General features: G+C 64.1%; 16 protein-coding genes. 9 read left to right on the top strand and 7 right to left on the bottom strand.

What is annotated here, in order from left to right; all coding sequences use genetic code 11:
- Positions 1-561 precede the first annotated feature (561 nt).
- On the top strand, positions 562-3,324 hold the full coding sequence (gene mgtA, locus I6L38_RS18150; protein ID WP_201882228.1) for a magnesium-translocating P-type ATPase: 2,763 nt from the start codon (positions 562-564) through the stop codon (positions 3,322-3,324).
- Positions 3,325-3,423: 99 nt separating this feature from the next.
- On the opposite strand, the gene I6L38_RS18145 is transcribed toward mgtA, so the two are convergent.
- The 6 genes from I6L38_RS18145 to I6L38_RS18120 all read right to left on the bottom strand — a co-directional run bounded on the left by I6L38_RS18145 (position 3,424) and on the right by I6L38_RS18120 (position 8,663).
- Positions 3,424-4,071 (bottom strand): LysE family translocator, encoded by a 648-nt coding sequence (locus I6L38_RS18145; RefSeq protein ID WP_045790883.1) that lies wholly within the window; start codon positions 4,069-4,071, stop codon positions 3,424-3,426.
- 79 nt (positions 4,072-4,150) lie between these two features.
- Positions 4,151-4,969 (bottom strand): AraC family transcriptional regulator, encoded by an 819-nt coding sequence (locus I6L38_RS18140; RefSeq protein WP_117405650.1) that lies wholly within the window; start codon positions 4,967-4,969, stop codon positions 4,151-4,153.
- Between the two features lie 66 nt (positions 4,970-5,035).
- On the bottom strand, positions 5,036-5,938 hold the full coding sequence (gene rarD / locus I6L38_RS18135) for an EamA family transporter RarD (RefSeq protein ID WP_216988812.1): 903 nt from the start codon (positions 5,936-5,938) through the stop codon (positions 5,036-5,038).
- Positions 5,939-6,063: 125 nt separating this feature from the next.
- Complete coding sequence (locus I6L38_RS18130) at positions 6,064-6,237, bottom strand: hypothetical protein (protein ID WP_005307716.1); 174 nt, start codon at positions 6,235-6,237, stop codon at positions 6,064-6,066.
- 125 nt (positions 6,238-6,362) lie between these two features.
- Entirely contained in the window at positions 6,363-7,859 is a 1,497-nt protein-coding gene (locus I6L38_RS18125; protein ID WP_216988811.1) for an aldehyde dehydrogenase, read from the bottom strand.
- A 261-nt stretch (positions 7,860-8,120) separates the two neighbouring features.
- A complete protein-coding gene (locus I6L38_RS18120; protein WP_011704252.1) occupies positions 8,121-8,663 on the bottom strand; it encodes a cupin domain-containing protein in 543 nt (180 codons plus the stop codon).
- Positions 8,664-8,848: 185 nt separating this feature from the next.
- Here I6L38_RS18120 and I6L38_RS18115 point away from each other — a divergent pair, with 185 nt between their 5' ends.
- The 6 genes from I6L38_RS18115 (at position 8,849) to I6L38_RS18090 (ending at position 15,436) form a co-directional block, all read left to right on the top strand.
- Positions 8,849-10,180: an aspartate aminotransferase family protein gene (locus tag I6L38_RS18115; protein ID WP_216988810.1), complete on the top strand. Its 1,332-nt coding sequence runs from the start codon at positions 8,849-8,851 to the stop codon at positions 10,178-10,180.
- Positions 10,181-10,278: 98 nt separating this feature from the next.
- Complete coding sequence (locus tag I6L38_RS18110) at positions 10,279-11,775, top strand: CoA-acylating methylmalonate-semialdehyde dehydrogenase (protein WP_216988809.1); 1,497 nt, start codon at positions 10,279-10,281, stop codon at positions 11,773-11,775.
- An 84-nt stretch (positions 11,776-11,859) separates the two neighbouring features.
- Complete coding sequence (locus I6L38_RS18105; RefSeq protein WP_216988808.1) at positions 11,860-12,615, top strand: glutamine amidotransferase; 756 nt, start codon at positions 11,860-11,862, stop codon at positions 12,613-12,615.
- Entirely contained in the window at positions 12,612-13,727 is a 1,116-nt protein-coding gene (ald, locus tag I6L38_RS18100; RefSeq protein WP_010635456.1) for an alanine dehydrogenase, read from the top strand. The genes I6L38_RS18105 and ald overlap by 4 nt, the downstream gene beginning before the upstream one ends.
- A 119-nt stretch (positions 13,728-13,846) precedes the next feature.
- Positions 13,847-14,686 carry a PfkB family carbohydrate kinase gene (locus I6L38_RS18095; protein ID WP_005307736.1) on the top strand — a complete coding sequence of 280 codons (840 nt, stop codon included), beginning with the start codon at positions 13,847-13,849 and terminating at the stop codon, positions 14,684-14,686.
- A 297-nt stretch (positions 14,687-14,983) separates the two neighbouring features.
- On the top strand, positions 14,984-15,436 hold the full coding sequence (locus I6L38_RS18090; RefSeq protein WP_005307739.1) for an Rrf2 family transcriptional regulator: 453 nt from the start codon (positions 14,984-14,986) through the stop codon (positions 15,434-15,436).
- A gap of 60 nt (positions 15,437-15,496) precedes the next feature.
- Here the strand turns inward: I6L38_RS18090 and I6L38_RS18085 are convergent, their stop codons facing one another.
- Positions 15,497-16,009 carry a ferredoxin-type protein NapF gene (locus I6L38_RS18085; protein ID WP_005307741.1) on the bottom strand — a complete coding sequence of 171 codons (513 nt, stop codon included), beginning with the start codon at positions 16,007-16,009 and terminating at the stop codon, positions 15,497-15,499.
- Between the two features lie 138 nt (positions 16,010-16,147).
- Here I6L38_RS18085 and I6L38_RS18080 point away from each other — a divergent pair, with 138 nt between their 5' ends.
- Both I6L38_RS18080 and rmuC read left to right on the top strand, forming a co-directional pair.
- Entirely contained in the window at positions 16,148-16,363 is a 216-nt protein-coding gene (locus I6L38_RS18080) for a hypothetical protein (RefSeq protein WP_005307744.1), read from the top strand.
- Positions 16,360-17,700, top strand: a complete 1,341-nt coding sequence (gene rmuC, locus I6L38_RS18075) for a DNA recombination protein RmuC (protein WP_017785242.1) — start codon at positions 16,360-16,362, stop codon at positions 17,698-17,700. Before I6L38_RS18080 ends, rmuC begins: the two co-directional genes overlap by 4 nt.
- Positions 17,701-17,921: the final 221 nt, after the last annotated feature.

Here is a 17,921-nt window from a genome sequence, read left to right as displayed (position 1 = left end):
ATGAAAGCGTCTGCCATATATATTTCAAAATATGCCTTGGTGATTTTGAAATATATTCATGGGGTGCGGTTGTTTCCCTGCTGAACCGGCCCATGAGCTGCAGCTCGTTATTGTTCGACCATCATGCCGTTATGGTTGCCTGCCGTTATCCTGATCTTCTTTTGTGCAATGAGTCGCCGTCGCGATTCATGCCCTGTCGATAATGCGCGCCGCGCGGATCTGCCCGCCGGCGATGACCAGCCGTGCCATCGAGATGTCGGGCCGGCTTGCTGCAGCCCAACTCGGAGGAACCGCCATGACCGAAGAGCCCAAACCTAGACCCTCGGGGTCCACGCCTGCCCACTCCTGATCCCTGCGGGACGGGATGCGGTGTCCTGACCCCTGATCCGACCTAACCATGCCGGTTGGCACGACGGCAGACATGTGTCTGACGGGCCGCCCTGCGCGCGGCGATTGACCGTGCCGGCATTGTGTTGGGTTCACAGCCTTCGATTTCAGTACTGACGCCAGGCCCGGCCCGCGACAGCGCCCGCCTGCGCGTAAAAATCAGGATAAAGAGTCATGAAGCAACAACATACCGCCAGCCGGCACAAGCAGAGAGGGTTCGTCGCCCCGGGCAGCCAGAAGGAGAAACTCTCCTCACGGGTGCTCGACGAGGCCGACAAATCCCTCGAATACACCCTCACTGCCGTGCGCGGCAACATCGACGGCCTCACCGCGACCGAGGCCGCCAACCGCCTGATCCAGTTTGGTCCCAACGAGGTGACCCACGACAAGCCGCCCCACGCGCTGATCCAGCTGCTGCAGGCGTTCAAGAACCCTTTCGTGATGGTGCTGATCGTGCTCGGGCTGGTCAGCTACGTGATGGACGTGCTGATGGCCGAGCCGGGCGACGAGGACTGGGTCAAGGTGATCATCCTCGGCGTCATGGTGGGGCTGAGCGGCTTGCTGCGCTTCTGGCAGGAGTACCGCTCCGCCAAGGCGGCAGAGGCGCTCAAGTCGCTGGTGCGCAACACCGCCACCGTGCAGCGTCGCCCCTCGCCGGGAGTCGCCCCCCAGCGCAAGGAGGTAGCGATGACCGAGCTGGTGGCTGGTGACATAGTGCACCTGCAGGCGGGAGACATGATCCCGGCCGACATCAAGCTGATCGAATCGCGCGATCTCTTCATCAGCCAGGCGGTGCTGACCGGCGAAGCGCTGCCGGTGGAGAAGTACGACACCCTGGGCGCCGTGGCCGGCAAATCGGCGGACGGTACCGGCGCAGGGGAGGCAGGATTGCTCGATCTGCCCAACATCTGCTTCATGGGCACCAACGTGGTGAGCGGTACCGCCCGCGCCGTGGTGGTGGCCACCGGCAGCGACACCTATTTCGGTTCGCTGGCCCGCAACGTGGTGAGCCACAAGCGCATCGAGACCAGCTTCGATCGCGGCGTGAACAGCGTCACCAGGCTGCTGATCCGCTTCATGCTGGTGATGGTGCCCATCGTCTTTATGCTGAGCGGGGTCAGCAGCGGCGACTGGATGTCGGCGCTCACCTTCGCGCTGGCGGTGGCGGTGGGGCTCACCCCCGAGATGCTGCCGATGATCGTCTCCGCCAACCTGGCGCGCGGCGCGGTGGCCATGGCCAAGCGCAAGGTGGTGGTGAAGCGGCTCAACTCGGTGCAGAACTTCGGCGCCATGGATGTGCTCTGCACCGACAAGACCGGCACCCTGACCCAGGACAAGATCATCCTCGAGCACCACTACGATGTGCGCGGCAACCGGGACGACCGGATCCTGCAGCTGGCCTGGCTCAACAGCTTTCACCAGAGCGGCATGAAGAACCTGATGGACATCGCGGTGGTCGAGCACGCCGATGCGCTGGGGGAGAGCTGCAAGCCGGCCAACTACCGCAAGGTGGACGAGCTGCCGTTCGACTTCGTGCGCCGCCGCTTGTCAGTCATTGTGCAGGACGATCTGGGCCAGCAGCTGATGGTCTCCAAGGGGGCGGTGGAAGAGATGCTGGCCGTTTCCAGCGAGATCGCCGATGGCCAGGAGGTTAGGGAGCTGACCGACGCGGATCGCCGCGCTCTGCTGCGCCAGAGCGAGGAGTTCAACGCCGAGGGCTATCGGGTGCTGATCGTGGCGACCCGCGAGATCCCGGCTGACGAGTGCAAGCAGAGCTATCAGACCCGCGACGAGGCCAAACTGGTGGTGCGCGGCTTCCTCACCTTCTTCGATCCGCCCAAGGACTCGGCCGCACCGGCCATCCGTGCGCTGAACGAGTACGGGGTGGCGGTCAAGGTGCTGACCGGCGACAACCCCATCATCACCAGCAAGGTGTGCCGTGATGTGGGGCTGGCGCCCGGCGTGCCGCTGCTCGGCAAGGATATCGAGGGGATGGACGACGTGGCGCTGTGCGAGGCGGTCAAGCAGACCACCATCTTCGCCAAGCTGACCCCGTTGCAGAAGTCGCGGGTGGTGAAGGCGCTGCAGGCCAACGGCAACACCGTCGGTTTCCTCGGTGACGGCATCAACGATGCGCCGGCGCTGCGGGATGCAGACGTGGGGATCTCGGTGGACAGCGGTGCCGACATCGCCAAGGAGACCGCCGACATCATCCTGCTGGAGAAGAGCCTGATGGTGCTGGAGGAGGGGGTGATCAAGGGGCGCGAGACCTTTGGCAACATCTTGAAGTACCTCAACATGACCGCCAGCTCCAACTTCGGCAACGTATTCTCGGTGCTGGTGGCCTCCGCCTGGCTGCCCTGGGCGCCAATGCTGGCGATGCAGATGCTGATCCAGAACCTGGTGTACGACGTCTCCCAGATGCTGCTGCCGTGGGACAAGATGGACCCCGAGTTCCTCAAGCGCCCGCGCAAGTGGGAGGCGAGCAACATCAAGCGTTTCATGCTGTGGCTCGGCCCGACCTCCTCGGTGTTCGACATCAGCACCTACTGCCTGATGTGGTTCGTGTTCGGCGCCGGCGCCCTCTATGCCACCGCCAACGGCAGCATGGATCCGCTGGTCAACGGTCAGGCCATCATGAACTCAGGCTGGTTCATCGAGGGGCTGGTGTCGCAGACCCTAGTGGTGCATATGCTGCGTACCCGCAAGATCCCCTTCCTGCAGAGTACCGCTACCCTGCCGGTGCTGCTCTCCACCTCGATCGCCATCGCCATCGGCTGCTACCTGCCGTTCTCGCCGCTGGCTGAGCACTTCGGCTTCATCACTCTGGATGGGCCCAAGTACTTCATGTGGCTGGTGATCACCATGCTGGCCTACATGGGGCTGACCCAGACCGTCAAGACCCTCTACATCAAGCGCCACGGTCAGTGGTTCTGATGAAGGGTGAGTGAGAGGGCCGGTTACCCGGCCAGGAGCAATGAACGCAAAGAGGGATGGCCCGGGCCATCCCTCTTTTTCATGGCAGGAACACGGGTGTCAGTGCAGGACCAGGGCATAGGCCTCGCCGGCCATGCCGGTCAGGATGGAGAGGCTGACCGCGCCAAACAGCAGGCCGGTGACCAGGTTGAGCGGACGCTGCACGCGGCCGAGCAGGCGCTGGGCCCGCACGGTGGAGAGGCTCCAGGCCAGCACCCCGAACCAGATCAGGGAGAGCAGGAACAGCTCCAGCACCAGCAGGCCGCGAGTCAGGCCGTCCACCTGCGGCGTCACCATGGCGGCCAGTAGCCCCATGAAGAACAGCAGTGCCTTGGGGTTGAGCAGGTTGGTAGCAATGCCGCGCTGCACCCCCTTGCGCCAGCCCTGCGCCTCACCGCCGGCGTGCAGGGCGAGCTCGGCCGAGCTGTGCCAGGCCGCCTTCAGCGCTCCCCAGCCGAGCCAGCCCAGATAGAGGGCGCCGACCACCTTCACCGTGATGAATAGCCAGGGGTGTTCGGCAATCAGCAGGCTGATGCCGGTGAGGCTGAGGGTGGCATGCACCAGGATGGCGAGCGCGATGCCGAGCGCTGCGCCCAGTGCGGTGGGCCTGTGCAGGCTGGTGCGCAGGATCAACGCGAAATCCGGGCCCGGGCTCGCTAGGGCGATGAGATGGATGAGACCTATGGTCAGAAACAGGCTGGTGAACATGGAAACCTCTGGGACAGTATCGAGTTCACAGCATGGCGGATTGTGGAGTCGCCGGATTGTAAAAGATTGCAGTGCGGAGTTAGTCGACGCGCCCGCTGGCGGCCAGCATCTGCTGGCGAAAGTCGGCAGGGGTGAGGCCGAACGCCTGGCGAAAGCCGTGGTGGAAGTGACTCTGATCGAAGAAACCGACCGCCAGCGCCACCTCGCTCACCGGCAGGCCGCTGCCGAGCAGGCGCTTGCTCTGCTCGAGTCGCAGTCGCTTGAGCCAGGCATAGGGGGTCATGCCGGTCTTCTTCTTGAACTGGCGCAGGAAGGCGAAGCGATCCAGTCCGAACAGGGCGGCCAGATCCTCCAGGCTGTGGCGCTGATCCAGCCGGGCCATCAGATAGTCGCGCAGGTACCTGAGCTGAGGGTCGGCCAGGGCGTGGCGCTCCGGTGCGATGTGCAACAGCTCGCCGAGCAGGGCCAGCAGCTGGCTCTCCGCCAGCAGGCCGTCGGGGCTGGGGTTGTCCAGATACATGTGCAGCCTGGCAAAACCCTGATAGAGGTCGGGGCGGCTCTGCAACCCCTTGTCGAAGAAGGGTTCCGGGCTCTCTGGCAGCCAGCGAGCCAGCTGCTCGGGGGCGATGGCGAACACCCGCACCTCGTACCCTTCCGGCAGCAGGCTGAGGCCGTCGTGCATCTCGTCCGGGTTGACGGTGGAAAGCTCGCCGCGCACCAGGTGGTGGCTGCTGCCCTTGTGGATGAATTTCTGGCCGCCCTGCTGCACCAGACCTATGTGGTAGTCCAGGTGCACATGGCGGCCATAGCTGAACTCCCTGTGGTGGGAGTGGGAGAGTTCAACTCCCGGCAGCAGCCGGGATTGCCAGTAGTGGATGCGGGATTGGGGTGCGCTCATCGGCTATTGATAACCTGAAACCCGGGCATGGGCTTGTAGATTATTGCAGCGCCGGGCGGCGTCCCGTCAAGCCTGCTCCACAGCCTGCCGGCGTTTGCCACTGCGCAGCCCGTCCAGACTGAACAGCACCAGCGCGCTCCAGATGAAGGCGAAGGTGATCATCTTGTCCAACGCCAGTGCCTCGCCATAGAGGGTGACTGCCAGGATGAACATCAGGCTTGGCCCTATGTACTGGAAGAAACCCAGGGTGGAGAGCTTGAGCCGGGTGGCGGCGGCGGTGAAGCAGAGCAGCGGCGCCGTGGTGACGGCACCGGCGGCGATCAGCAGCAGGTTGAGGTGCCAGTCATTCTGGGTGAGATGGCTGGTAGGGCTGTCGGCGATGCCCCACAGATAGATGGCGGCCGGCGGCAGCATGATCAGGGTCTCGATCAAGAGGCCGGTCAGCGCGTCGAGGGCCAGCTTCTTGCGAATGAGGCCATAGATGGCGAAGCTTGAGGCCAGCACCAGCGCTATCCACGGCAGGGAGCCGAAGGCGATGATCTGGATGGCGACACCGATCGCTGCCAGTCCCACCGCCCACCACTGTAGCCGGCGCAGCTTCTCGCCCAGGAACAGCATGCCGAGCAGCACGTTGAACAGCGGGTTGATGTAGTAGCCGAGGCTGGCATCCAGCATGTGGCCGTTGTTGATGGCCCAGATGAACAGCAGCCAGTTGCCGCCGACCGTGATGGAGGTGAAGGCCAGGGTGAGCAGCACCTTCGGCTGGCGCAGTACTGCCTGTACCTTGTGCCACTGGCGGCCGAGCAGGGTCAGCACCAGCAGCAGGGCGCACGACCAGATCATCCGGTGGGTCAGGATCTCGGCGGCCGGTACGGCGGCGATGGTCTTGAAGTAGATGGGCGCCAGGCCCCAAAGGGTATAGGCGCACAAGGCGTAGATGACGCCCTGGCGCTGAACGTGTTGCTGCATGCGGATAACCTTCACTGGAGAGGCGGATGCTGGAACGCATCGCAAAAAATCAGTGTAGCGATCCTTTTGCGGGGAAAGAAGCGAATAAATGGTGATCAGCGGATTTTAACGGTGTACTGCCCGGCTCAGCGGCCTCCGCCGCGGCGGATCTTGTCCACGTCCAGCAGCAGCCACAGCATGAGTGCGATGGCGGAGATCCACGGACCCCAGGTCACGTAGGCCTCACCGTGTCCCAGTATGTAGAACAGCAGCGGCAGTCCTATTACCAGAAACAGTACACTTCCCAGAAAAAATAACATTTTTATCTTTATATTTAAGGGCTTGTCTATTTGATGATTATATCGATTGAGGCCGACGATGAAAGGGTAAAAATGAAAAAGGGGGATTTCTCCCCCTTTTCGATAAATGAACGTCATTTCTGATGCTATTCGAGCTGGATCCAGGTGCTTTTCAGCTCGGTGTACTTCTCCAGCGCATGCAACGACTTGTCGCGACCGTTGCCGGACTGCTTGAAACCGCCGAACGGCATGGTCATGTCGCCGCCATCCCAGTTGTTGACGAACACGGTGCCGGCGCGCAGGGCGCGGGAGCCCTTCACCGCCTTGTTGAGATCCGCCGTCCAGATTGCGGCCGCCAGACCGTAGTCGGTGTCGTTGCCGAGCGCAATGGCCTCATCCAGAGTATCGAAGCCGGTCACCGCCAGCACGGGGCCGAAGATCTCCTCGCGGAAGATGCGCATCTCTGGGGTCACCTCATCGAAGATGGTGGGCTCGATATAGAAGCCGCCGCTCTCGGTATTGGTGCGCTTGCCCCCCAGCAGCAGCTTGGCGCCCTGCTGCTGGCCGATGGCGATGTAGCTGAGCACCTGCTCCATCTGGATGTGATCCACCATGGCGCCGATGCGGGTGGTGGGGTCGAGCGGGTTGGCCGAGATCCACTCGCGGGCATGGGCCAGCAGCCGCTCCATGAACTGCGGCTTGATGCTGTTTTGCACCAGCAGGCGGGAGGCTGCGGTGCACACCTCGCCCTGGTTGTAGAAGATGGCACCGGCCGCGCTGCGGGCGGCGGCGTCCAGATCCGGCGCATCCGCCAGTATGATGTTGGGGCTCTTGCCGCCGCACTCCATGAAGGCACGCTTGAGGTTGGACTTGCCGGAGCACTGCACCAGATGCTTGCCGATCTTGGTGGAGCCGGTGAAGGTGATGCAGTCGACGTCCATGTGCATGGCCAGCGCCTCGCCGACCGTGTGGCCGAAGCCGGGCAGCACGTTGAACACGCCGTCGGGGATGCCGGCCTCTTTGGCCAGACCCGCGATGCGCAGGGCGGTGAGCGGGGATTTCTCGGAGGGTTTGAGGATCACCGAGTTGCCGGTGGCGAGCGCCGGGCCCAGCTTCCAGCAGGCCATCACCAGCGGGAAGTTCCAGGGGACGATGGCGGCCACGACGCCGAGCGGCTCGTGGGTAACCAGCGCCAGGGCGGACTCCTCGACCGGAGCGACCTGATCGTAGATCTTGTCGATGGCCTCGGCGTTCCAGGCGATGCAGTTGGCGGCGGCGGGGGCGTCATAGCCCATGGCGTCGCCGATGGGCTTGCCCATGTCGAGCGATTCCAGCAGTGCCAGCTCCACCAGATTGAGCCGCATCAGTTCGGCGAAGCGCTGCAGGATCTGCTTGCGCTGCTTGGGCGACAGACCGCTCCAGCGTTTGTCGTCAAAGGCGGCGCGGGCGGCCTGCACCGCCAGTTCGGCATCGGCGGCGTCGCAGGCGGCAACCCTGGTCAGCAGCTTGCCGTTGGCCGGGTTGATGCAGTCGAAGGTGGCGCCGTTGATGGCGTCCCGGTAGCTGCCGTCGATGAAGGCTTGCGAGGGCAGGGTCAGGTGGGAGGCCTTGTGTTGCCACTGGGCCAGGGTCAGGTCACTCATGTTCACTCCTTGAACCGGCAAAAAGTCAGTTTCCGCGTATCAATATGCTAAACATCTTGCCGCTTGTAAATCCATCTTGTAACAATTCGTTAAACACTTTGCTGGTTTGGCCCCATCCGGAATCCGTCCCGGCGAGGGTATCCGGCGGGGCAAAGCACACCGCAAGCGCGGGCCATCGACGCCTGCCGAAGCGGAGGTCAGCGCGAAGGGGCTGGTCGCTGTGCCGGGTCCGCCGAGGGGCGGGCTCTCCCCTCTCATGGCTTAGAAGCTGGCGGGGGTGTTGGCCGAGATCAGCACGCATTCGTGCTCATCCACATTGCGAAAACGGTGCGGGGTGCGGCTGTCGAAGTAGTAGCCGTCCCCCGGCGTCAGCAGGTAGACCTGCTCGCCGACGGTGACCTCCACCTGGCCCTGAATGACGATGCCGCACTCTTCGCCCTCGTGGCTCAGCATGTCGTCGCCGGTGTCGGCGCCCGGTGGCAGTATCTCCTGCATCATGCCGATGGCACGGTTGGCGCGGCTGTGGCCCACCAGGCGGTAGCTGATGGGGTGGGTGCCGAGATCCGGCATGTCGGCGGCGCGGAAGATCACCTCGGAATCCATCTCCGTCTCATCGGTGAAGAAGGTGGCCAGGGACATGGGGATCCCTTCCAGCACCTTGCGCAGGGAAGCGACCGAGGGGCTCACCTGATTTTTCTCGATCTGGGAGATAAAGCCGTTGGTCACACCGGAGCGTTTGGCCAGCTCGCGCTGGGAGAGGGCGGCTTTGGTGCGAACCGCCTTGAGGCGGTGACCGATATCCATCGATAGACACTCCTTGACTGTTTACTATTATTAAATTTGTGTTAAATATCTTATACCACCCCGCTCAGAGCAGCTAGCCGGGTGACACCATATGGGGCAAGTTTGAGCCCTTTTTTAAGATTTTAGGTGTTTAATTTAATAGGCATTAGCCGATAGTTACTAAACACCTTAAGGATGAGGTGACCATGAAACCGATCAGCGACATCAATACCCCCTCCGACATGTCCGCTTTCTGGATGCCGTTCACCGCCAATCAGCAGTTCAAGGCGGCGCCGCGCATCCTGAAGTCGGCAGAGGGGATGTATTATCACTCAGAGGATGGCCGCAAGATACTGGATGGCACTGCCGGGCTCTGGTGTTGCAACGCGGGTCATGGTCGGCGCGAGATTGCCGAGGCGGTTTCCCAGCAGATTTCCCACCTCGATTTTGCCCCCACGTTCCAGATGGGGCACCCCCTGCCGTTCGAGCTGGCCAACCGGCTGGTGGAGATCGCCCCCAAGGGGCTCGGCCACGTCTTCTATACCAACTCCGGTTCCGAGTCGGTCGATACCGCGCTCAAGATCGCGCTGGCCTGGCAGCGGGCGCGTGGCCAGGGCACTCGTACCCGGCTGATCGGTCGTGAACGTGGTTACCACGGGGTCGGCTTCGGCGGCATCTCGGTAGGGGGCATTCCCGGCAACCGCAAGTGGTTCGGCTCCCTGCTGACCGGGGTGGATCACCTGCCCCACACCCTCAACATCGCCAAGAATGCCTTTACCAAGGGGTTGCCCGAGGAGGATGTGGCGTTGGCCGACGAGCTGGAGAAGATCGTCTTCCTGCACGATGCCAGCAACATAGCGGCGGTGATCGTCGAGCCCATCGCCGGCAGTACTGGCGTGCTGATGCCACCCAAGGGCTACCTCAAGCGGCTGCGGGAGATCTGTACCAAACACGGCATCCTGCTGATCTTCGACGAGGTGATCACCGGTTTCGGCCGCCTCGGTGCCCCCTTCGCCGCCCAGGAGTTCGACGTCATTCCCGACATGATCACCTGCGCCAAGGGGCTGACCAACGGCGCCATCCCCATGGGGGCCGTGCTGGTGAGCAACGCCATCTATGACGACATGATGGCCGCCGGCAAGGGGGCCATCGAGATGTTCCACGGCTACACCTACTCCGGCCATCCGGTGGCCGCCGCCGCGGGCCTCGCGACCCTCGAGATCTATCGCAACGAGAACCTGCTGAGCCGCGCCGCCGATCTGGCGGGCTACTGGGAGGAGGCGGCCCATTCGCTCAAGGGCTGCAAGCACGTGAAGGATGTGCGCAACTACGGGCTGGTGGCGGGCATCGAGCTCGAGTCCATGCCGGATGCGCCGGGCAAGCGCGCCTACGAGGTGTTCGTGCGCTGCTTCGAGAAGGGGGCGCTGATCCGGGTCACCGGCGACATCATCGCTCTGTCGCCGCCCCTCATCATAGAGCGCAGCCAGATCGACGATCTCTTCACCCTGCTGCAGGACGCCCTGCAGGCCCAGGACTGACTTTTAACCGGTTGATGGCGCCCGTCGCGGCGCCACTTGCCCGTGCCTGCTCCCCGGGGCGGCGCGGGCAGGCACGAATAACCCATCACGGAGGATTTATGACATACAGGGTCAGCAACTTCATCGACGGCGAGACGACCGAGAGCCGCAGCGAGCGCTTCGGGGCCATCTTCAACCCGGCAACCGGCCAGCAGCAGGGCCAGGTGGTGCTCAGCACCGCCGCCGAGTGCCAGGATGCCATCGCCAGCGCCGAGCGCGCCCTGGTCGACTGGGCGCAGACTCCGCCGCTGGTGCGGGCCCGGGTGCTGTTTCGCTTCAAGGAGCTGATGGAGCAGCACAGGGACGATCTGGCGCGGTTGATCAGTCGCGAGCACGGCAAGGTGTTTTCCGACGCCCAGGGCGAGCTGACCCGGGGTCTGGAGGTGGTGGAGTTTGCCTGCGGCATTCCCCATCTGCTCAAGGGGGAGCACTCCCTCAACGTGGGCCGCGGGGTCGACAGTCACTCCATGATGCAGCCGGTGGGGGTCTGCGCCGGCATCACCCCGTTCAACTTCCCGGCCATGGTGCCGCTGTGGATGTTCCCGGTGGCCATCGCCTGCGGCAACACCTTCATCCTCAAGCCCTCCGAGAAGGATCCCTCCCTCTCCCTTCGCATGGCCGAGCTGCTCAAGCAGGCCGGCCTGCCGGACGGGGTGCTCAACGTGGTCAACGGCGACAAGGAGGTGGTAGACGTGCTGCTGACCGACCCGCGGGTCGGTGCCGTGTCGTTCGTCGGCTCCACCCCCATCGCACAGTACATCTATGCCACCGCCTCGGCCCACGGCAAGCGGGTACAGGCGCTGGGCGGCGCCAAGAACCACATGGTGGTGATGCCGGATGCAGACCTCGAGCAAGCTGTTTCCGCCCTGATGGGGGCGGCCTACGGTGCGGCCGGCGAGCGCTGCATGGCCATTTCGGTGGCCGTGGTGGTGGGGGACGAGACTGCCGATGCGCTGGTGGCCAGGCTGTCGCCCCTGGTGGCGGCGCTGCGGGTGGGCCCGGGGCTGGGCCAGAGCCCGGAGAACGAGATGGGGCCCCTCATCAGCCGCGAGCACCTGGCCAAGGTGCGCGGCTATGTGGATCAGGGGGTGGCCGAGGGGGCCGAACTGGTGGTGGACGGCCGGGGCCTGAGCCACGGCGAGGGTTACTTCATCGGCGGCAGCCTGTTCGACCGGGTGAGCCCCGAGATGCGCATCTACCGGGAGGAGATCTTCGGCCCTGTGCTGGCCATCGTGCGGGCGCCGGACTACGAGACGGCGCTCAGGCTCATCAACGAACACGAGTACGGCAACGGCACCGCCATCTTCACCTGTGACGGCGATACCGCGCGGGACTTCACCGCTCGCGTGCAGGTCGGTATGGTAGGGGTGAACGTTCCCATCCCGGTGCCCATGGCGTTTCACAGCTTTGGCGGCTGGAAGCGGTCCATCTTCGGGCCGCTCAACATGCACGGGCCGGATGGAGTGCGCTTCTATACCCGGATGAAGACGGTGACTGCCCGTTGGCCTCAGAGCCTGCGGGCGGGCGCGGAGTTCTCCATGCCGACCATGAAGTAATCAACCATGCAGCAGTTAGCCCGGACATGGCCCGGTGGCAGGAATCCACCTTCGTTCGCCGCTATCACTGTGAAGGAGTAACAGATGCGACTGGGAATTCTCGATTGTGACCGGCTGGACCCCGACTTGGTGGGGGATTTCGGCCCCGTTTACTCCGAGATGTTTATCAAGGGCTTCCGGGCACTGGCCCCCGGGCTGGAATTTCGGGTCTGGTCGGCGCTCGATGGCGAGCTGCCGGCCGATCTGCACGAGTGCGATGCCTGGCTCATCACCGGCTCGCGCCACGATGCCTACAGCGACATCCCCTGGATCCAGGCGCTGCGCGACTGGATCCGGCGCGCCCACGATGCCGACGTCAAGCTGGCGGGGGTCTGCTTCGGCCATCAGGTGATCGCCCAGGCGCTGGGGGGCGAGGTGGTGAAGTCCACCAAGGGGTGGGGGCTGGGGGTGTCGGTTCATCCCATGCTGGCCAGGCAACCCTGGATGGAGCCGGGGCTCGAGACCATCCGGATCCTGGCCAGCCACCAGGATCAGGTGGAGCAGCTGCCGCCGGGGGCCACCCGGTTGGCGGGCAATGATTTTTGTCCCAATTTCATGTTTTTGCAGGGTGACCACATAGTGGCCATCCAGGGACATCCGGAATTCTCGGTGGCGTACAACCGGGCGCTGATCGAGCGGCGGCGGGACTTCCTGTCCGATGACCGCTATCAGCGCAGCCTCTCCTCGCTGGAGGGAGAGGTGGATTCGGCCACCATGATGCAGTGGTTGTTGCAATTTTTGGGCATCCTGCCCGGCGCCGACACGGCTGCCGGCGGGATCACAGCAGGAGAGCGAGCATGATTATTGGCGTACCCAAGGAAATCAAAAACCATGAATACCGGGTCGGCATGACTCCCGCCGGAGTGCAGGAGCTGACGGCCCGGGGACACAAGGTGCTGGTGCAGCAGCAGGGAGGCGAGGCGATCGGGCTGTCCGACGCCGAGTACCAGGCAGCCGGTGCCGAACTGGTGGCCAGCGCGGCGGAGATCTTCGCCCGGGCCGAGATGATAGTAAAGGTGAAGGAGCCCCAGCCGGAGGAGTGTGAACTGCTCAGACCGGGTCAGCTGCTGTTCACCTACCTGCACCTGGCGCCGGATCCGGTGCAGACCCAGCTGCTGGTGCACTCGGGGGCGGTGGCCATCGCCTACGAGACGGTGACCGACGATCGCGGCGGCCTGCCGCTGCTGGCGCCCATGTCCGAGGTGGCGGGGCGGATGGCGATCCAGGCCGGCGCCCACAGCCTGGAGAAGGCGCAGGGGGGCAACGGCACCCTGCTGGGCGGGGTGCCGGCGGTGGCACCCGCCAAGGTGGTGGTGCTGGGGGGCGGTGTGGTCGGTGTCAACTCGGCGCGCATGGCGCTGGGACTGGGGGCCGACGTCACCATCCTGGATCGCTCCCTGCCGCGGCTGCGGGAGCTGGACAGCCTCTACGGCCCGGCCCTCAAGACTCTCTACTCCACCCGTACCAATATCGAGGCGTGCATCGCCCAGGCTGACCTGGTGATCGGTGCCGTGCTGATCCCGGGGGCGGCGGCGCCCAAGCTGCTGACCCGCGACATGCTCAAGCTGATGCGCAAGGGCTCGGTGCTGGTGGACGTGGCCATCGATCAGGGCGGCTGCTTCGAGACCTCCCACCCGACCACCCACGAGGAGCCCACCTACGTGGTGGACGGCATCATCCACTACTGCGTGGCCAACATGCCGGGCGGGGTGGCGCGCACCTCCACCTTCGCGCTGACCAACGCCACCCTGCCGTTCGTGCTGGCGCTGGCCGACAAGGGCTATGCCCGGGCACTGCAGGAGGATCGCCACCTGCGGGCCGGTCTGAACGTGTTCAAGGGCAAGATCACCCAGGCGGCGGTGGCGCAGGCGCTCGGCTACGAGTACGTCAGCGCCGAGGCGGTACTGGACTGACGCAGCCGTCGCGGGCCCGCCCGGCAAACGTCGAGCGGGCTCACAAACCCCGCGATTTCAGGGAGGGCCGCTGTGGCCCTTTCTCATATACTGGGCTCCCCTGTCAGTGAGGTCTCTTCATGTCCCGCATTCTGCTGCTCGCCAATCTCAACTGTGATCACGTGCTCTCCCTCTCCGAACCCCTGGTGGCCGGTGCCCGCCTGCAGTACGTGGATCAGGGCCGCCGGCTCGGCGGTGGCGCCGCCAACACCGGCATCGGGCTGGTGTGGGCCGGCCACGAGGTGACCATAGCGTCGCGCATCGGGCTGGACGAAACCGGCGACTGGCTGCTGGAGCAGGCGGCGGGCTACGGTCTGGATTGCAGCCATGTGGAGCGCTTCGGCGGCGAGACCGGCGAGCTGCTGATCCTGGTGGACTCCACCGGCGAGCGCACCATCCTCAGGCGGCCACGGCGTCCGGATCTGCCGGGGGATCTGCCGAGCGAGGGGGTGGACTGCCTCTACGTGAACTATCCCGGCACCGCCATCATCGGCTACATGCGCCAGATGCTCGGCAAGAGCTTCGTGGTGGCCCAGTACCCCAAGGGCGGCCAGGCGCGTCGCCCCTGCCACGTGCTGGTGGCCTCCCGCTCCGATCTCGGCGAGGTGGACGACCTCTGGCAGCATGCCCGCCAGATCGCCGGCGAGCAGCTGGCCTGGCTGGTACTGACCGAAGGCAAGGCGGGGGCGGTGGCCATTCACGGCGAGGAGCAGATCCGGGTGGCGGCGCGGCCGGTATCGGTGGTGGACACCACGGGGGCGGGGGATGCCTTCGCCGGCGGTTTGATCCACGGGCTGGCGCGGGGCATGGCGATCCGGGAAGCGCTGCAGTGCGCGGTGGACTGGGGCGCCTTTGCGGTCGCCTCCGAGAGTTCCATCCCCTCCAGCGCTCTCAAAAACTGGCTCAAGCAGCCCCATTGAATCGGCAAAACGGTTGCGAATGACACATGGCAGCATCGGCGGGGGCGAGGGAGGAAACCGGCGAATTTCACCGTCAAAATCCGCCAAAACCTTGGGCTAACCCTGCAAGTTTGCGATCAATCAAAGAAAGTGTCGATTTATGTGCATCTTCATCGACACCCGCCTGAGCTGCTCTTAACCTTGACCTCCACGACTCAGATTAAGAGGCGGACGCTGCGCGGGCGCAGGGGTTCCCCTACCTCTTAGCTTTAGGTCGTCGTCCTGATTTCTGGCTTGTAGTAAGAGGCAAGTGCGACCATGCAACTGACACGATTTACCGACTATGCCCTGCGTACCCTCACCTTTCTGGCCGTCCAGCCGGGAGATCGCCTGTCGACCATCACAGAGGTGGCCGATACCTTTGGCATCTCCCGCAACCACGTGGTCAAGATTGTCCACCAGCTCGGCATCAAGGGGTACATAGAGACGGTGCGTGGCAAGCATGGCGGCATCCGGCTCGGTCGCTCCGCCGTCTCCATCAACCTGCGCGACGTGGTGATGGACATGGAGCACGTGCTCTGCCCGGTGGACTGCAAGCGTGAAAACTGCCGCCTCTCCGGTGGCTGCCGCATCCAGGGCATTTTGCGCCGCGCCATGAACGCCTTCCTCGAGGTGCTGGGTGAATACACCCTGGCCGATGCGGTGCGCGACCCGACCCGGCTCTGTCACCTGCTCGGCATCGAACAGGATTCCATTCTAGCCATGGCATAAGCCAGGCAAGCACGACAAAGGGGCCCGCGGGCCCCTTTGTCGTTTGCGCCGGGCGCGGGATCAGGGTTGGGGGATCAGGGTGATGGCGCCGTGCAGGCAGGCGAGGCCGCAGGCGCCGCAACCGTCGCAGGCCGCCATGTTGATGCTGACGCCGTCGGCACAGGCCTTGATCGCCTGCTGGGGGCAGGCATCTTCACAGAGCAGGCAGTAGAAGCCCTGGCGGGCCTGACAGCTTGCCTCGATCCGCACCCGGGTCTGTACTTGACGGCCAAGTTGTAGGTCGAGGGCGCCGGTCGGACAGGCTCTGGCGCAGCTGCCGCAGTAGCTGCACTGGCCGCAGGCGAGATCGAGCAGCGGCGTGCCGGCGATGGGGGTGCCGTCGTATTCGGGCTGGGTGGCTGGCTTGAGCAGGCCGTTGGGACAGGCCTTGAAGCATTCGCCGCAGCGGGAGCAGAGGGAGAGGAACTGGGACTCTTCGATGGCCCAGGGGGGACGGGCTTCATGGCAAACCACCTCGGGTTTGCGGGAGCCTCCCAATGCCTGTGTCAGCCAGCGACAGAAAAAATGCGTCATGCCCACCCCTGATACCTATTAGGGGTTAATTTTATCCAAGTTTCCCTTTGCAAGCCAGAGAATAGCGCCGGCCAGGATCGCAAGCCGGGTTGCCCTTGTGTAAGCTAGGCGGGTCTTTTTGCAGGATTGAATGAACTCATGTGGTTATTTCTGTGGCGTGCTTCTCTGCTCTATGTCTTCCCCTTGCTGATGTGGGGCTACTGCCGCATCAAGGGGATCGAATTCGTCGAGCTCGACACCGGGGTTAACAGCCACAAGTGGGTGGTGCTGGCCGCCTATCTGCTCTACGTGCTGATCTGGCTGCTGCTCAACCGCTATCTCGAGCTGTTCCTGCGCCAACGGGGTCGCAAATGATCGAGCCCGGGCTCTGGGCCCTGCTGCTGCCGGGTGCGCTGCTGGCTATCGGCATTGGCTGGGGGATCGGGCGGCGCAGCGGCACGGCGCAAGCCCGGGAATTGCTGCTGAGCCAGGAGCGCCTGCAAACGCTGCAGGCGCGTTATGACGAGCTGCAGGATGAGCGGCTGCTGGGCCAGCAGAAGCTGGATCAGCAGCAGACCCTGCTGATCAAGCTCACCGCCCGTCTCAAGGATGCCGAGGCCACCCTGCGCAGCGAGCGGCTGGCCGCCGCCGAGAAGCTGCAACTGCAACAGGAGGCTGAACAGCGCCTCAGCCAGCAGTTCGAGAACCTCGCCAACCGGATCTTCGAGCAGAACTCGGGCAACTTCCGCGAACTGAACCAGAACAGCCTGGATCTGCTGCTCACTCCGCTGAAAGAGCAGCTGGAAGGCTTTCGCCGCCAGGTGGGGGAGACCCACGCCCAGGAGACGGCCCAGCGCCACAGCCTCAAGTTCGAATTGGAGCGCCTCGCCGAACTCAACGCCCGCATGACCGAGGAGGCGGCGGCGCTGACCCGCGCCCTCAAGGGCGACAGCAAGCAGCAGGGCAACTGGGGCGAGGTGGTGCTGGCGCGCATCCTCAGCGAATGCGGCCTGCGCGAGGGTCACGAATACCACACCCAGGTCAACATCGAGGTGGACAAGGGTAAGCGCTATCAGCCCGACGTCATCGTCCACCTGCCGCAGGACAAAGACATCATCATCGATGCCAAGGTGTCGCTGACCGCCTACGAGCGCTGGTACAACGCCGCTGACGAGCTGGAGAAGGCGGTGGCGCTGAAAGAGCACGTTGCCTCGGTGCGCAACCACATCCGCGAGCTGGGCCGCAAGGATTACCAGCAGCTGCCCGGGGTGCGCACCCTCGACTACGTGCTGATGTTCGTGGCGGTGGAGCCCGCCTTCCTCACCGCGGTGGAGGCCGATCCCTCGCTGGTGCGTTACGGTCTCGACAACAACATACTGCTGGTGAGCCCCACCAACCTGATGGTGGCTCTGCGCACCATAGAGAACCTGTGGCGCTACGAACGGCAGAACCAGAATGCCCGCCAGATCGCCGAGCGGGCGGGCCGCCTCTACGAGAAGCTGCGGCTGTTCGTGGAGGAGATGCAGCAACTGGGGGGCAGCCTGCACAAGGCGCAAGAGAGCTACGACAAGGCGATGGGGCGGCTGGTCAACGGCCGCGGCAACCTGATCGCCCAGGTGGAGCGCTTTCGCGAGCTGGGGGTGGAGGTGACCAAGACCCTGCCCGAGCCGTTGGTCAACCGGGCGCTGGAGCGGGAAGACCCGGCCGAGTGAGACGGGGCCTCAAGTTGCATGCAACAAGAAGGGCAGCCAGTGGCTGCCCTTCTGCATTTGCGTGTCCGAATACACATCGTTACCAACCCCGTTGCCGCGTCCGAATACGCTTCGCTATTCGAACCTACGGATCCACAGGCTTGTCGATTGCAGCCAAGGCCGTAGGTTTGATTAGCCGCGCAGCGGCGTAATCAGACGTTCGCGGTCATGCCATCTTCTGG

The sequence above is a fragment of the Aeromonas sp. FDAARGOS 1408 genome (genome assembly GCF_019048665.1).
In the GTDB taxonomy this organism is placed as follows: Bacteria; Pseudomonadota; Gammaproteobacteria; order Enterobacterales; family Aeromonadaceae; genus Aeromonas; species Aeromonas dhakensis.
Note: the sequence above shows the minus strand (reverse complement) of the source record. Positions and strands in the feature narration are given on the sequence as shown.

What these genes read in the sequence shown, in the direction of transcription:
- mgtA (WP_201882228.1), top strand. Translation starts at nt 562, where the DNA reads ATGAAGCAACAACATACCGCCAGCCGGCACAAGCAGAGAGGGTTCGTC.
- I6L38_RS18145 (WP_045790883.1), bottom strand. Translation starts at nt 4,071, where the DNA reads ATGTTCACCAGCCTGTTTCTGACCATAGGTCTCATCCATCTCATCGCC.
- I6L38_RS18140 (WP_117405650.1), bottom strand. Translation starts at nt 4,969, where the DNA reads ATGAGCGCACCCCAATCCCGCATCCACTACTGGCAATCCCGGCTGCTG.
- rarD (WP_216988812.1), bottom strand. Translation starts at nt 5,938, where the DNA reads ATGCAGCAACACGTTCAGCGCCAGGGCGTCATCTACGCCTTGTGCGCC.
- I6L38_RS18130 (WP_005307716.1), bottom strand. Translation starts at nt 6,237, where the DNA reads ATGTTATTTTTTCTGGGAAGTGTACTGTTTCTGGTAATAGGACTGCCG.
- I6L38_RS18125 (WP_216988811.1), bottom strand. Translation starts at nt 7,859, where the DNA reads ATGAGTGACCTGACCCTGGCCCAGTGGCAACACAAGGCCTCCCACCTG.
- I6L38_RS18120 (WP_011704252.1), bottom strand. Translation starts at nt 8,663, where the DNA reads ATGGATATCGGTCACCGCCTCAAGGCGGTTCGCACCAAAGCCGCCCTC.
- I6L38_RS18115 (WP_216988810.1), top strand. Translation starts at nt 8,849, where the DNA reads ATGAAACCGATCAGCGACATCAATACCCCCTCCGACATGTCCGCTTTC.
- I6L38_RS18110 (WP_216988809.1), top strand. Translation starts at nt 10,279, where the DNA reads ATGACATACAGGGTCAGCAACTTCATCGACGGCGAGACGACCGAGAGC.
- I6L38_RS18105 (WP_216988808.1), top strand. Translation starts at nt 11,860, where the DNA reads ATGCGACTGGGAATTCTCGATTGTGACCGGCTGGACCCCGACTTGGTG.
- ald (WP_010635456.1), top strand. Translation starts at nt 12,612, where the DNA reads ATGATTATTGGCGTACCCAAGGAAATCAAAAACCATGAATACCGGGTC.
- I6L38_RS18095 (WP_005307736.1), top strand. Translation starts at nt 13,847, where the DNA reads ATGTCCCGCATTCTGCTGCTCGCCAATCTCAACTGTGATCACGTGCTC.
- I6L38_RS18090 (WP_005307739.1), top strand. Translation starts at nt 14,984, where the DNA reads ATGCAACTGACACGATTTACCGACTATGCCCTGCGTACCCTCACCTTT.
- I6L38_RS18085 (WP_005307741.1), bottom strand. Translation starts at nt 16,009, where the DNA reads ATGACGCATTTTTTCTGTCGCTGGCTGACACAGGCATTGGGAGGCTCC.
- I6L38_RS18080 (WP_005307744.1), top strand. Translation starts at nt 16,148, where the DNA reads ATGTGGTTATTTCTGTGGCGTGCTTCTCTGCTCTATGTCTTCCCCTTG.
- rmuC (WP_017785242.1), top strand. Translation starts at nt 16,360, where the DNA reads ATGATCGAGCCCGGGCTCTGGGCCCTGCTGCTGCCGGGTGCGCTGCTG.